This is a genomic window from Bathymodiolus japonicus methanotrophic gill symbiont (assembly GCF_019721995.1).
GTDB lineage: Bacteria > Pseudomonadota > Gammaproteobacteria > Methylococcales > Methylomonadaceae > Methyloprofundus.
Genome location: NZ_BLYC01000004.1, coordinates 57,268 through 70,006, shown reverse-complemented (window position 1 = coordinate 70,006; position 12,739 = coordinate 57,268). Strand labels below are relative to the sequence as shown.

At 43.6% G+C, this 12,739-nt stretch carries 16 protein-coding genes and 1 pseudogene; 11 read left to right on the top strand and 6 right to left on the bottom strand.

The window, feature by feature from the left end; all coding sequences use genetic code 11:
- Positions 1 to 43: 43 nt before the first annotated feature.
- From K6984_RS07220 to K6984_RS07210, 3 genes are read right to left on the bottom strand one after another with little or no spacing between them, the layout of a single operon-like run.
- Positions 44 to 868, bottom strand: coding sequence for a sulfite exporter TauE/SafE family protein (locus K6984_RS07220; RefSeq protein WP_221894904.1), 825 nt, complete (start codon positions 866 to 868; stop codon positions 44 to 46).
- A 7-nt stretch (positions 869 to 875) separates the two neighbouring features.
- A complete protein-coding gene (locus K6984_RS07215; RefSeq protein WP_221894903.1) occupies positions 876 to 1,289 on the bottom strand; it encodes a DUF6691 family protein in 414 nt (137 codons plus the stop codon).
- The gene (locus K6984_RS07210) at positions 1,289 to 1,717 is read right to left on the bottom strand and encodes a YeeE/YedE family protein (protein WP_221894902.1); all 429 of its coding nucleotides are present in this window, start codon (positions 1,715 to 1,717) and stop codon (positions 1,289 to 1,291) included. Before K6984_RS07210 ends, K6984_RS07215 begins: the two co-directional genes overlap by 1 nt.
- Before the next feature lie 109 nt (positions 1,718 to 1,826).
- Between K6984_RS07210 and pap the strand changes: the two genes are divergently transcribed.
- From pap to lpxA, 4 genes are all read left to right on the top strand, one after another.
- The gene (gene pap / locus K6984_RS07205) at positions 1,827 to 3,311 is read left to right on the top strand and encodes a polyphosphate:AMP phosphotransferase (protein ID WP_221894901.1); all 1,485 of its coding nucleotides are present in this window, start codon (positions 1,827 to 1,829) and stop codon (positions 3,309 to 3,311) included.
- Between the two features lie 311 nt (positions 3,312 to 3,622).
- Positions 3,623 to 4,045, top strand: coding sequence for a methylated-DNA--[protein]-cysteine S-methyltransferase (locus K6984_RS07200; RefSeq protein ID WP_221894900.1), 423 nt, complete (start codon positions 3,623 to 3,625; stop codon positions 4,043 to 4,045).
- Positions 4,035 to 4,919 (top strand): site-specific tyrosine recombinase XerD, encoded by an 885-nt coding sequence (gene xerD, locus K6984_RS07195; RefSeq protein ID WP_221894899.1) that lies wholly within the window; start codon positions 4,035 to 4,037, stop codon positions 4,917 to 4,919. The genes K6984_RS07200 and xerD overlap by 11 nt, the downstream gene beginning before the upstream one ends.
- Positions 4,920 to 4,928: 9 nt before the next feature.
- On the top strand, positions 4,929 to 5,705 hold the full coding sequence (gene lpxA, locus K6984_RS07190) for an acyl-ACP--UDP-N-acetylglucosamine O-acyltransferase (protein ID WP_221894898.1): 777 nt from the start codon (positions 4,929 to 4,931) through the stop codon (positions 5,703 to 5,705).
- Here lpxA and K6984_RS07185 read toward each other — a convergent pair.
- On the bottom strand, positions 5,683 to 5,841 hold the full coding sequence (locus K6984_RS07185; RefSeq protein WP_221894897.1) for a hypothetical protein: 159 nt from the start codon (positions 5,839 to 5,841) through the stop codon (positions 5,683 to 5,685). The two genes, lpxA and K6984_RS07185, sit on opposite strands and share 23 nt — an antisense overlap.
- Here K6984_RS07185 and K6984_RS07180 point away from each other — a divergent pair.
- Complete coding sequence (locus K6984_RS07180) at positions 5,798 to 6,049, top strand: hypothetical protein (protein WP_221894896.1); 252 nt, start codon at positions 5,798 to 5,800, stop codon at positions 6,047 to 6,049. The two genes, K6984_RS07185 and K6984_RS07180, sit on opposite strands and share 44 nt — an antisense overlap.
- Before the next feature lie 356 nt (positions 6,050 to 6,405).
- Here the strand turns inward: K6984_RS07180 and tnpC are convergent.
- Positions 6,406 to 7,707, bottom strand: a pseudogene (gene tnpC, locus K6984_RS07175) (IS66 family transposase); the annotation flags it as partial.
- A 42-nt stretch (positions 7,708 to 7,749) separates the two neighbouring features.
- Positions 7,750 to 8,868, bottom strand: coding sequence for an IS630 family transposase (locus K6984_RS07170; RefSeq protein ID WP_221894895.1), 1,119 nt, complete (start codon positions 8,866 to 8,868; stop codon positions 7,750 to 7,752).
- Between the two features lie 371 nt (positions 8,869 to 9,239).
- Here K6984_RS07170 and K6984_RS32835 point away from each other — a divergent pair, with 371 nt between their 5' ends.
- The 6 genes from K6984_RS32835 (at position 9,240) to metA (ending at position 12,544) form a co-directional block, all read left to right on the top strand.
- Positions 9,240 to 9,374: a hypothetical protein gene (locus tag K6984_RS32835; protein ID WP_263458674.1), complete on the top strand. Its 135-nt coding sequence runs from the start codon at positions 9,240 to 9,242 to the stop codon at positions 9,372 to 9,374.
- A 16-nt stretch (positions 9,375 to 9,390) separates the two neighbouring features.
- A complete protein-coding gene (locus K6984_RS32830) occupies positions 9,391 to 9,516 on the top strand; it encodes a hypothetical protein (protein WP_263458605.1) in 126 nt (41 codons plus the stop codon).
- A gap of 162 nt (positions 9,517 to 9,678) precedes the next feature.
- The gene (locus tag K6984_RS07165) at positions 9,679 to 9,876 is read left to right on the top strand and encodes a hypothetical protein (protein ID WP_221894617.1); all 198 of its coding nucleotides are present in this window, start codon (positions 9,679 to 9,681) and stop codon (positions 9,874 to 9,876) included.
- A 325-nt stretch (positions 9,877 to 10,201) separates the two neighbouring features.
- Complete coding sequence (locus K6984_RS07160) at positions 10,202 to 10,492, top strand: DUF6763 family protein (RefSeq protein WP_221894894.1); 291 nt, start codon at positions 10,202 to 10,204, stop codon at positions 10,490 to 10,492.
- Between the two features lie 131 nt (positions 10,493 to 10,623).
- Positions 10,624 to 11,472 (top strand): ATPase, encoded by an 849-nt coding sequence (locus K6984_RS07155; protein WP_221894893.1) that lies wholly within the window; start codon positions 10,624 to 10,626, stop codon positions 11,470 to 11,472.
- Between the two features lie 7 nt (positions 11,473 to 11,479).
- A complete protein-coding gene (metA, locus tag K6984_RS07150; RefSeq protein ID WP_221894892.1) occupies positions 11,480 to 12,544 on the top strand; it encodes a homoserine O-succinyltransferase MetA in 1,065 nt (354 codons plus the stop codon).
- Positions 12,545 to 12,739: the final 195 nt, after the last annotated feature.

Genomic DNA, 12,739 nt, shown 5'->3' with positions numbered 1-12,739 from the left:
AGATTATTAAATTACTTTAGCTACAAAAGTAATCAACCACTCTTTACAGCGCCAGCTTTACGCCCATGGCAAACAATAAGCAAGCAATCGCCACCCTCAGCCAATGATCCGGAATATACCTGCCTACCAGGCTGCCCAAATAAATCGCGGGAACCCCACCAGCTAATAAGCCAAATAGCAAATCATAGTCTACCGAGCCAAAATGCATATGTCCCATCCCGGCAATCGCTGTTAAAGGCACTGCATGGGCAATATCAGTGCCCACTATAGCCACAGGCTTTTTACGCGGATAAAGCAAAAACAAAATAGCCGAACCGATTGCTCCGGCGCCCACCGAAGAAATAGTCACCAGTATGCCCAGTGCAACTCCCGAAAGCACCGTAATATGAGATCGATAAGCTTTAAGCAGGCGCACAAATCTTGAGTTACCGTGTCGATGACTCACATAAGAAACCAGCCGACCCTTGATTAAAATAATAAACGATGTCAGCACCAGCATCACACTTAAGGTCAGCATCATCAGCTTATCAGAATTAAAGCCCGCCGCTTTAATTTGCTCCAGCAAGGCAACGGTGATTATCGAGCTAGGCACACTGCCTGCGGCCAATAACCCTACAATCCGCCAGTCTACTGTTTTATTTCTATGATGGAAAAAAACCCCGCTGTATTTTGTCAGCGCTGCGTACAATAAATCAGTCCCTACCGCGATAGCTGGTGCAATACCGAAGCCCAGCACCAGAATCGGCGTCATCAATGAGCCGCCGCCTACACCTGTTAAGCCAATTACAAAGCCAACCAGACTCCCTGCAGCAATATGAATTAACTCAAACCCCAGAAAAAAGGATACAACCGTCTCTAAAAATTCCATTTCTGTCTTATTTATTAGCTAGCCAGCGCTGACTAAAAAAACCAGCGTAGATGGCTGCAACCATAATCATTCCTTCCAGCGAAAACAGGCCTAAACTAGCGACAGCAGGTCCCGGGCAATAACCGGTCATTCCCCAGCCCACACAAAAAAGCCCTGCGCCTATTAATAAAGGTCGGCTAATACGCGCCTGTCTGGACACATGAAAGCCAGGCTCTAGCAGCGGAGTAGAACGCTTTAAAATAACCCGAAAGCTCAGCATGCTCACTGCTAATGCACCCATCATCACAAACGCCAGACTTGGATCCCAGTTCCCGCTTACATCAAGAAAGTTTATCACCTTATTGGGGGCTACCATTTGCGATAATGCTAAACCCAGGCCAAAAATAACGCCCGATATTAATGCCACTAAATTGTTTTTCATTAAGCACCCCCTATCAGATGCTTAAGTATAAAAACGGTCACCATACCACTCAACATAAAGGTCATTGTTGCAACGATCGAGCGAATGGAAAAACGTGCTATTCCGCAAATCCCGTGTCCACTGGTGCAACCCCCACCCATTCTAGTGCCAAAACCGACCAGAAAACCACCTAACACAATCAGCGAGAGCGGGTAGTCCTGACGTAATTGCAAACTATCATTAGTTAATAACTGAAAAATAAAGGCGCCGAGAATCAAGCCTGTTAAAAACAGGCCGCGCCATGTTTTTTCCCTTTTAGGCGCAAGAAACAAACCGTTCATAATACCGCTAATGCCCGCTATACGGCCATTGAACAAAAGTAGCAAACTGACACTTAAGCCAATTAATGCACCGCCTGCCAACGCAGAAATAGGTGTAAAATTCTCCAAAGACTTACCCATTGAAATTAATGTAAAATTGCGTCATTATAAGGGCTTGCGTGGTCTGGTAGCAAACACCTGTCTCTGAGCATTTAAAAAACTAACCATTTATACCAATATGTTTGAAATAGCTGAATTAGGGCACAAAGTCAATAAAGCTGACTATAATGAAAAAATTCCCGGTTTACGCACGCATTTACTGACACAGCAGCAGCAACTCAGAAAATATGATTTTTCGGTCATTATTCTGATTTCAGGCGTTGATGGTGGCGGTAAAGGCGATGTGGTTAACTTATTAAATGAGTGGCTAGATCCTCGCTTTATGCTCACCAATGCGTATGATTCGCCTAGTGATGAAGAACGTGAGCGCCCAAAATTCTGGCGTTTCTGGCGTACTATGCCAGCAAAAGGCAGCATTGGTATTTATGTGGGCTCCTGGTATAGTCTACCTATTGCACAACGTGTGCACAATGACACAAAAGATGCTGAACTACAGCATCAACTGACGCAAATTAAGGAGTTAGAGCAGGAGCTCGCTGATGACGGCACGTTAATCATCAAATGCTGGTTGCACTTGAAAAAAGAGCAGCAAAAAAAACGCTTGAAGCAACTGAAAAAAACCCCGGAAACAGCCTGGCAAGTCACAGAGCGCGATAAACTGCACCTTAAATTGTATGATGATTTTGTGCGTGTTGCGGAAACCGTGCTACAGGAAACCAGTAGCACACAAAATCCCTGGCACATAATTGATGGCTCAGATATTCGCTACAGCAGCCTGACGGTTGGTCAATGTGTACTGGACAAAATCCAGGCGCATATCACAAAACATGAATTAAAACATCAGCAGCCTGCACCTACCCAACATTCAAAGATTATTCATGGCAATCAGCCCAGAATTTTAGACTCACTGGATCTTAGCCTGGAGCTGAATAAAAAGACATACAGCACGCAATTAAACTTATATCAAGGCAAATTAAATAAACTGGCACGCCAAGCACAACAGAAAAAAATATCCAGCATTCTGGTTTTCGAAGGCTGGGATGCAGGTGGCAAAGGCGGCGCAATCAGGCGACTCACCCATGCGCTCGATGCGAGAAACTATCAGGTTACCCCCATTGCAGCACCCACAGATGAAGAACGCGTACAACATTATTTATGGCGCTTCTGGCGACATATGCCACGCGCTGGACGCATCACTATTTATGACCGCAGCTGGTACGGACGGGTGCTGGTCGAGCGCGTTGAAGGCTTTGCCTCTGAACAGCAGTGGACTCGCGCCTACGCTGAAATCGTCAATTTTGAACAGGCTTTAACCGAGCACGGCATCGTGCTATTAAAATTCTGGTTACATATAGATCCAGATGAACAATTACGCCGCTTCCAGGAGCGCGAGCAAATCAGTTATAAGCAGCATAAAATTACCGAAGAAGATTATCGCAACCGGGAAAAATGGGCTGAGTACTCGCTGGCCGTGAATGACATGGTTTCCCGCACCAGTTCACAGGCAGCACTCTGGAGCCTGATAGAAGCTAATAACAAGCGCTATGCGCGGATCAAAGTCATTAAAACATACTGCAAGGCACTTGAAAAAGCGTTGGACTAAATATGCCAGAGGCTCAAATTAACTGGCAGACTCTTGATAAGCCACAAGCCATACAATGCTATTATTACCAGACACCTACTGGGACTGAAGTTTCCCAATAATTATTTATGGTAAAATTGAAACTATGCTACAACTATATGAAAAAAATAGTCTTTTCATTCGTTTCAAATGCTATTGCCTAAGGGGAATTAAGTAGGGGTTTGCTATAAACATGGCAAAACCACCTAAAATAAACCTCGATACACCAGCATTGTGTATTTCAGCTACTCAATAATTGGGAAACTTCAGCTACTGGGACACTAGAGGTACAAATGCTGGGTGAATTTTTATCCACACTCCAGTGGGTCATTAGACCAGGAATAGACACTCAACATACTGAGCTACCCACTGCCCTGGAACAACAAATTAACCAGTACTGGCTCACAGGCAAAATGACGATGCACACAGGCATGTTAAAACAAGGCACCGAGTTTCAGCGAAAAATCTGGCATGCTCTCTGTCAGATACCAGTGGGACAAACAAAAACCTATGGCGAATTAGCCAAAGAATTAAACACCGGCTCTAGAGCCCTGGCTAATGCCTGCCGTAAAAACCCGTTTCCCTTGATAATCCCTTGTCATCGAGTGCTTTCTAAAACAGGTCTTGGCGGCTATGCAGGCGCAACAACTGGAAAACTGGTCGATATAAAAATCGCTTTATTACAACATGAAAAAATGCTGGCTCATGAGCTCTAAGCAATTAATCGACACTTTTATCGATGCTTTATGGGTAGAAAATGGCCTCAGCCAAAATACGCTCAGCGCCTATGCCAGCGACTTGCGTATTTTCAACAAAAGCCTGGAAAAAAAACCTATACAGCAGGCGACTAATACTGATATTGCGTTATTTCTGAGCCAGCGCTATGAACAAGGCGTTAGCTCTCGCTCTTCCGCTAGAATTTTGTCCAGCCTACGGCGCTTCTATACTTATTTACTACGCGAAAATCATATTCACAGCGACCCTACTGCTTTAATAGATACCCCGCGTATCGGACGCCCCTTACCTAGCTCTTTATCAGAATACGATGTTGAGCGATTGCTTAATGCGCCAGAACCATCGTCTGTGCTAGGTGCGCGTGATCAAGCTATGCTAGAGATACTCTATGCGACAGGTCTGCGGGTTTCCGAGCTGGTCGCTTTAACTATTAGCCAGGTTAATCTACGTATGGGGGTATTACGCATCACCGGTAAAGGCAATAAAGAACGCCTGACGCCTATGGGTGAGCAAGCCATGGATAGCCTGGCAACTTATCTGCAGCACAGTCGTATAGCGCTACTATCTGGGCGCCCCTGCAATACTATTTTTGTAACCAATCGGGGCGCTGGCATGACACGTCAGGCTTTTTGGCATATTATTAAGCGCTATGCAAAAAAGGCAGGCATCAGTAAAGAACTATCGCCACATACCCTGCGCCATGCATTTGCCACACACTTATTAAATCACGGTGCAGATTTGCGCGTAGTGCAATTACTATTAGGTCATAGCGACCTATCTACCACACAGATTTATACGCATATCGCCAACGAGCGTTTAAAAGACCTGCATACACAATATCATCCACGAGGCTAAATCCCCCACATGACACAAAACATACATCCTAGCGCCTATATCTCAGCACACGCCAATATAGGCAAAAATGTCACAATTGGCCCATTTGCGGTGCTCGAAGAGCATACTCAAATAGGCGATAACTGTCGCATTGGGGCTCATGCTGTTATCCGTCCCTACACAAAAATGGGTGCGGGCAATACTGTGCATGCCCATGTTGTTTTAGGCGATTTACCGCAAGATACCAGCTTTAAAGAAGCAACAATTTCGTGGCTGGAGATTGGCGACAATAATACCTTTAGAGAGGGCTTTACTGCGCACCGAGCCGCCACGGAAAACAGTATCACCCGCATCGGCTCTCACTGCTTTTTTATGAATAAAAGCCATGTAGCGCATGACTGCCAGATTGGCAACCATACGATATTTGCCAATAATGTTGCGATAGGCGGTTTTGTGCAAATTGATGACCGTGTATTTATGGGCGGCAGTGTTGTAGCGCATCAATTCTGCCGCATTGGCTCTTATGCCATTGTTCAGGGCACTACCGGACTAAATAAAGATGTTTTGCCATTCTGCCTGATTGCGGGTTATCCGGCAAAGCACTATCGTTTGAACACCATAGGCATAAAACGTTCTGGCATTACCGGAGAGCGCTATAAAGTTATCTCAACGGCATTTAGATTACTTCGGCAAAACAAAAGTATTGAACACCTGGAAGACACTGAAGAGATCAAATACCTTAAACAATGGCTTGCGGTTAAGTCCAAGCGAGGCCTGCATGGATTTATGGAACTGGAGCGGAAGTAGGCTCACAAAAGCAGTAACTATTACAGGCGCGCCATGCTACCTCACGAAATTCCGGGACTCCTGTCACCATAATTCGTTCACCTACGCAGCGGATGGGAGATGCCCTGAACGCCCTGCGTCCGCAACGACTACGCACAAAAGCCGCTTCGTCATTACTACCTCACTGGCTGGACGGCTATTCGGAATGCAATTCTTGCTCCTCTCGCGTGCTGCTAGCACACGTCGAATCAGCGAATTGCCCTGTCGCCTATCAGGGACTAAAAATCACCACTTCGCTAAGCTCCGTTTCCATGATTTTCAGCGAGGGCTTTAGGGTTGAGGATTATGTAAAAACCGCAAATTAATAAGATGTGCTGAGGCACGAAGCGCATCACACATTGGTGCGCTTCGTACCTCAGCACACCCTACCTAATATGTTATTTAATTCTGGTTCCTTAGGAGTCAACCCTGGAACTAGATACAACCGCAGGGTTATGCTCAAATCAGCTGGTATTTTATCCCGTATTTTTTATAACTGAAGTTTCCCAATAATTATTTATGGTAAAATTGAAACTATGCTACAACCATATGAAAAAAATAGTCTTTTCATTCGTTTCAAATGCTATTGCCTAAGGGGAATTAAGTAAGGGTTTGCTATAAACATGGCAAAACTACCTAAAATAAACGTAACTACTCAGCGAAGCTGAGTAGTTCAATGAAATTATAAAGCAAATTCAGGTAACTTTCCCTCAAAGACCAAGGTCATTGCCTGAGTTGCACTTAGACCTTGTTTACGGCACGTTGATAAATACCCTCTGACACGACAAAATATCTCTGCACCCTTGGTACTACGAAAGCAGCCGGATATTTTCTGTTGAACCTTGGTCATCCGAATCGAATTTTCTGCGGCATTATTGGTAAATGGCACCCAGGCATTTGTCATGAAGCGCAAGACATCCTCTTCATAATTAATCAGCCTTTCCAGTAAGTTTCTAGCTTTACTGCGTTTTATTCGCTCCCGTTTTACTTCTTTAGGCTTATCGGGTGGTGGGCATTCGATCTCCGCTTTGCCAAGTAATTCTCTGTATTGTACCTTCCATTTTTCTGCTTCTTTATGTAGTAGCATGCCACCTGCTTCATTGACGGCATCATTCATTTTTTCAAGTAGTCGTTTCATTTCAAGCGCCCACTCCTGTTTATCCTGCTCCCAGGCGCGCGTTAATTCCCTCAAATGATGTGCATTACAAAGCGAATGAGTACAATCATATTTATAGTAGGGCTTCCAATGATCATGACATAAAATCCCATGAAAATGGGGTAAAATACCAATGTCATTCATTGCCTCTGTGCCACGTTTCGCATGGGGAAAGAAGTGTGTCCACTGAACATTGGAGGCCCCATGTAGCCAATGGCGCTTACCATTAATATTAATGCCTGTTTCATCCGCATGAATGCACGCTGATTCGACTAAGTGTTCTTTACTGATAGTTTCAAACCCAGCCAACTTCTCATAGGCCAGTTCATTGAAATTATAGATAGAGCCTTCACTAATCGGCATACCTAATTGATCAGCGAAATACTCCTGTATTCGGTTGTAGGGCAATAACTGATATTGCGAAAGATAAACCACATGGGCTTTTATCCCATTACCATATTGCGCAGCCTTAGTAACCTCATCTGGAAAAGGAGCGATAAAACACTGCCCTTTTTCATTTATCAACCGTTGCGCCTGGTATTCTGTCACTACCCTTGAGATATCAATATCGAATACCTGGCGTGTTTCAAAGCCATCTGCCGTGTATCGCCCTTTTGGCAAGGTACGGCGATCAATGGTAATGATCTCGATTTCATCCGGGTCATCTATTTTTTGAAGTGTCGTGCCGACATGCGATTTTTGTCCGCCAGAAGGCTTATCTGATTTTTTTCGATTCCCTTTTTTACGTTTGGGATCACTTGCAGGTGGTTTACTGCTATTTTTGCTGTTCAGTGTCACTCGATTGAGTAATACCGTGACTAATAATATAGTTTCTCAGATAAATAATTTCCAAATTTGGAGCGCTTAAACTTAGGCGGTAACAACGAAATCTTCCCGCAATTTTTGCATAACACAAATCACTTTACTGGCATCATGCATATAAGTGTTAAAAGCTTGCACAACTGAATCATGAAGATCTTCAAAAGTTTTAAAATACTTCATATGAGGGGCACCATCTTCAATTAGAATAATCTTGCCTTTATAATAAGCCAGCAATTGTGTTAAAAACTCAACATAGCTTTCACCATTAAAACGCCCAGATGTTTCAGCGTGTTGTAATATCATTGGCTTATAACTCTCGATTAAGACGTTGTCGGCAATAGAATATATCGCTTCCATAAAAAGCTTCTGTGTTGGATATTTCTCATTTTTTAAGCTTTTAAGAATAGCTAAAAATTCTTGAGGCAGCCCAGCTTCTTTTAAAAGTCTAAGTGACTTTGGTTTTATCTCATAAGCCAATGATTCTCGGTATTGAAAACTCCCTCCTTCGAGTTCGATCGTACCAAACATTTTCAACCCTTTTCGAATCCCTGATGTTTTCACTGTGGGTTGCTCTCCTATTGGAGCCCAGGTTCGTGCCAATGAACCCCACATAGCAAATGACACCTCATCACCGAATAAAACGACACTCTTTTCTTCCAGCCACGTTTTTCTTTCAAGCTCGTACTTTTCTTCTTCTTGGCGATCAGTCACAAAACGAGCTTTTTGATAACTGAAGCCCAGTTTTTTCATTAGGCTTGATAAATAGTTCAAGTTATAACGAACTTCAAATTTTAACCAAATAAGCTCGGCAATCATCGCAGTATTCCATATTCCACAATGAAATCCATTGTCTTCTGGGCCTTTCTTTATCAACTCAACCAATCTATTTTTCTGGTCTTTAGTTAACTTTGACTTCCGACCACGTCCTTGATAGTGTTGCCCTATTAACCAACCGACACCTTTATGCATGAATGTTTTCAGCCAATTTATAATGGTTTTTTCACAGACTCCCATTAGGCGTGCTATTTCTTTGATTCCCATGCATTCACTGAACCAGAGTAGAGCTTGAGTTAATCGATATAAACGAATATTACTTAGCTTGAGAGCTGTCGCCATATTTTTTTTTAGTCGGTCTACAATTGACTTTGAAAAAGTGAGGGATACCATTTTTGACTGTTTCCGTTAGTGTTGGGACGAAAATTATAAGCCAGTTTCCCCTCTGTCGTTTTTGTTTGTTCGGAAATTAATCTTCTGAAAGTCTATAGAATCACTTCCAGTGCTGATTTTAGCGCAGGCGATATATCACGCTCAGTTTCAAGTAACTGTTTGGCATGACTGATTGCGGAATCAACATCGATGAAGTCTATTTTCAAAGGGTAACCTGTATTGCTTTAAGGACAGGCTTATTATCTCATGGGTTTTAAATCCCGAATTTTCCTTGTTTTAAGCGATTGTAAGGCGAATAAAAAAGTTCTTCGAGGTCGTAGATGTTTAAGGGGACATTTTGTGATGACTATAGCGGCGGGGAGTCGCTATTTTTGCGAAAGCTTGTTTTGGGCATCCCAGCCCAAGCAAGCAGCAAAAACTTAACGCGACCACTTATGCCTCCGGCGGCCCCGATTCGTCCTCGTCACCTCGTCCCGACAAGGGGTCGGAACATAGGCTCCAAATGACTTGACGCCGTGTCGGATGGCCTTTTATTTTGTCTCCACCTTCGCTAACGCTCAGACTCCGACAAAACAACGGCCCTACGGCTATCGCGGACTAAAAATCATCACTTCGCTTAGGCTACGTTTCCCTGATTTTCAGCGATAGAAGCAATAAAGCGTGGATTAATCGACTGTTGGGCAGTTTACTAAAAATCACAAAAACCAGACTAAAACCCTGTCAAGAACTTTTTTAATTATTCAGGCGCGCCATGCTACCTCACAACATTCTGGGACTCCTGTCACCAACATTCATTCGCCTACGCAGCGAATGGGAGATGCCCTGGTCGCCCTGCGTCCGTCTCAACTACTCAACTACGCACAAAACCCTGCTCAGTTAAGTCTACCTCAAATGGCTGGACGGCTATTCGGAATGCAATTCTTGCCTCCCTCGCGCGCTACTAGCGCACTTCGGATCAGCGAATTGCCCTGTCGCCTACCAGAGACTAAAAATCATCACTCCGCTTAGGCTCCGTTTCCCTGATTTTAAGCGTACGCTGAGTAGTTACAAATAAACCTCGATACACCAGCATTGTGTATTTCAGCTACTCAATAATTGGGAAACTTCAGTTTATAATGCAGGCGCTTAAAAACACCTGCTTATTGCATTTACACAAATCCATATTCAGACCTTGCAATCTGCAACCCATAGGCATAATATCGTATTAACCCTAGAGACAAATAAACCTTCTACGCAATATGAAATACAGCTATAAAAAAGGATTAAAACAAGCTACTTGTGTTTTTTCCAAGGCTAAATTATTTACCTGCACATACTGAACAAGGAATTAATCATGACTACCATAACAGACCCCGTAATCGACCAATGGTATAAAGATAATTTATTGTTTAAGGTCGTTGCCATTGAAGAGAGTGACGACAGCATCGAAGTGCAATATCATAATGGCGATATAACCGAATTTGATAACGACAGCTGGTATAACTCAACTTTTGACTTTGTAGAGGCTCCCGAAGACTGGAATGCGCCATTTGATGATCTTGAGCCAGATGATTTAGGCTATTCTAACTCGGACACCCGCCGTAGTGATATGGACGACACGCCACTCAAGGACTTTCTCGACTAACGCTGTACTCGGATAACAGATTTACAAGACAGATAAACCTGGCATCCGACTAAACCTCTTGTTAATACACAAACGTAAACATAGCTCCTTTCAACAAAGGAAAGCAATTGTTGCACCAGGAAAAAATTTGCATGAAAATGAGTTCTCGGGAGTTCCTAGACTGGGGCTCCAAAAGCATCACGCTGTTAGCCATGTCTGGCGCAGGAAAAACCACACTGGCAAACAAATTACCCCGAGACAAGTGGTTTCATTATTCGGGAGATTACCGCATCGGCACCAAATACTTAGGCGAACCAATACTGGATAATATCAAACAACAGGCCATGGAAGTCCCGTTTTTAAAGGATCTGTTACTTTCTGACTCAATTTATATTTGCAACAACGTCTCGGTAGATAATCTTGCACCTGTTTCCAGCTTTTTAGGAAAAATTGGTGACCGCAAGCTAGGTGGTCTGCCACTCGATGAATTTAAACGCAGACAGAAGTTACATCATAAAGCGGAAATAGCTGCAATGTATGATGTCAGTGAGTTTATCCATAAAGCGGAGAGTATTTACGGCTATAAGCATTTTATCAATGATGCGGGGGGAAGTGTTTGCGAGCTAGATGATGAAAAGGTATTAGAACACCTGGCAAAACACACACTGATTATCTATATCAAAACCTCGCCAGAATTAAACGCAACCATTATCGAGCGCTCTAAAACTTCACCCAAACCATTGTATTATCGCGAAGAGTTTTTAGACCAGCAATTGGCAGTATTTATGCGCGAAAATAATTATACTGACCCCGACACCATCCCCCCTGATGAGTTTGTCAACTGGGTTTTCCCCCGTTTATTTACATGCCGCTTGCCGCGCTATCAGGCAATTGCCGATGAATATGGTTATACTCTTGATGCCTGCGCTGTTGCGAGAGTTACGAATGAGACCGATTTTATTCAGCTTATTGCCGCTGCAATAGACCAGCAAACACCCTAGAAATGCCATGCCTTTAGTTGCTCACACACAATTACCTACATTCCAGCGCCTACAAGAAGAAGGCGAGGATATTCTTAACCCGGATCGCGCCACACATCAGCACATCCGCGAATTACATATCGGCTTTCTCAATATTATGCCGGATGCCGCACTAGAAGCGACCGAAAGACAGTTTTTTCGCCTGATTGGCGCATGTAATCAAATCGCCCAGTTCCATGTTCACCCGTTTACGATTAAAGGTTTGCCCAGAGATGCAGCAGCACAGGCACATATCGATCAATACTATGAAACCTTTGAGCAGCTTAAACTGGATGGCCTGGATGCACTCATTATCAGTGGCGCTAATGTTACTCATGAGCATCTACAAGATGAGGATTTCTGGCAGCCGTTAACCGAAGTATTTGAATGGGCCAAGCACAATGTGACCTCCATTCTTTGCTCCTGCCTTGCCACTCACGCCTTGATTCAGTTTTGCTATGGCATTGAACGCACCCGTTTACCGGGCAAGCGCTGGGGAGTTTATGCGCATAAAGTCATCGACCGCACGCATCCACTTATCGCTGAAATCAATACCCGGTTTGATGTACCACACTCACGCTTTAATGAAGTGTTTGCCTCAGACTTACAGCAACGGGGGGTTAAAATTCTGGTTGCCAGCCCCGAAGCAGGGGTTCATCTGGCTGTTAGCCCTGACGGCTTTCGTATCGTCTATTTTCAGGGACACCCTGAATATGATGCCATTAGCCTGATGAAGGAATATAAGCGCGAAGTCATGCGTTTTATTAATCAGGAAACTAACCTGTACCCGCCTTTTCCAGAGCACTATTTTAATACTGAAGTACAAGCTATTTTCAACACTTATGCCAGACATGTAAAAAATGCTCTAAAAAATAAGCACGCTATTTTGCCTTTCCCGGAACAGGAAATCGAGGAATTTTTAGACAACACCTGGCGCGACACAGCAAAAGCCGTGTTTAATAACTGGCTAGGAAAAGTCTATCAGATAACTAACCAAGATAGGCGCCTACCTTTTATGCCCGGGGTTAATCCCGATAATCCGCTAGATTTATAGCCTAGTGTGTAGCGTGCCGGCTCTAAATCTTTATTGTTTTTTACCATGAAAAGCATGAAGGACTTGAAGGTATGACTATTGCATCAAAGCTTTGTTGGTGTGTTTCAGATGACTAAACAATGCATACAGAATTTTTACAACAAGCTGTCGATTTAGCCAAAGAAAATGTTGCCACAAAAAAAGGTGGTCCCTTTG

What these genes read in the sequence shown, in the direction of transcription:
- K6984_RS07220 (WP_221894904.1), bottom strand. Translation starts at nt 868, where the DNA reads ATGGAATTTTTAGAGACGGTTGTATCCTTTTTTCTGGGGTTTGAGTTA.
- K6984_RS07215 (WP_221894903.1), bottom strand. Translation starts at nt 1,289, where the DNA reads ATGAAAAACAATTTAGTGGCATTAATATCGGGCGTTATTTTTGGCCTG.
- pap (WP_221894901.1), top strand. Translation starts at nt 1,827, where the DNA reads ATGTTTGAAATAGCTGAATTAGGGCACAAAGTCAATAAAGCTGACTAT.
- K6984_RS07200 (WP_221894900.1), top strand. Translation starts at nt 3,623, where the DNA reads ATGCTGGGTGAATTTTTATCCACACTCCAGTGGGTCATTAGACCAGGA.
- xerD (WP_221894899.1), top strand. Translation starts at nt 4,035, where the DNA reads ATGAGCTCTAAGCAATTAATCGACACTTTTATCGATGCTTTATGGGTA.
- lpxA (WP_221894898.1), top strand. Translation starts at nt 4,929, where the DNA reads ATGACACAAAACATACATCCTAGCGCCTATATCTCAGCACACGCCAAT.
- K6984_RS07180 (WP_221894896.1), top strand. Translation starts at nt 5,798, where the DNA reads ATGGGAGATGCCCTGAACGCCCTGCGTCCGCAACGACTACGCACAAAA.
- K6984_RS07170 (WP_221894895.1), bottom strand. Translation starts at nt 8,868, where the DNA reads ATGGTATCCCTCACTTTTTCAAAGTCAATTGTAGACCGACTAAAAAAA.
- K6984_RS32830 (WP_263458605.1), top strand. Translation starts at nt 9,391, where the DNA reads ATGGCCTTTTATTTTGTCTCCACCTTCGCTAACGCTCAGACTCCGACA.
- K6984_RS07165 (WP_221894617.1), top strand. Translation starts at nt 9,679, where the DNA reads ATGGGAGATGCCCTGGTCGCCCTGCGTCCGTCTCAACTACTCAACTAC.
- K6984_RS07160 (WP_221894894.1), top strand. Translation starts at nt 10,202, where the DNA reads ATGACTACCATAACAGACCCCGTAATCGACCAATGGTATAAAGATAAT.
- K6984_RS07155 (WP_221894893.1), top strand. Translation starts at nt 10,624, where the DNA reads ATGAAAATGAGTTCTCGGGAGTTCCTAGACTGGGGCTCCAAAAGCATC.
- metA (WP_221894892.1), top strand. Translation starts at nt 11,480, where the DNA reads ATGCCTTTAGTTGCTCACACACAATTACCTACATTCCAGCGCCTACAA.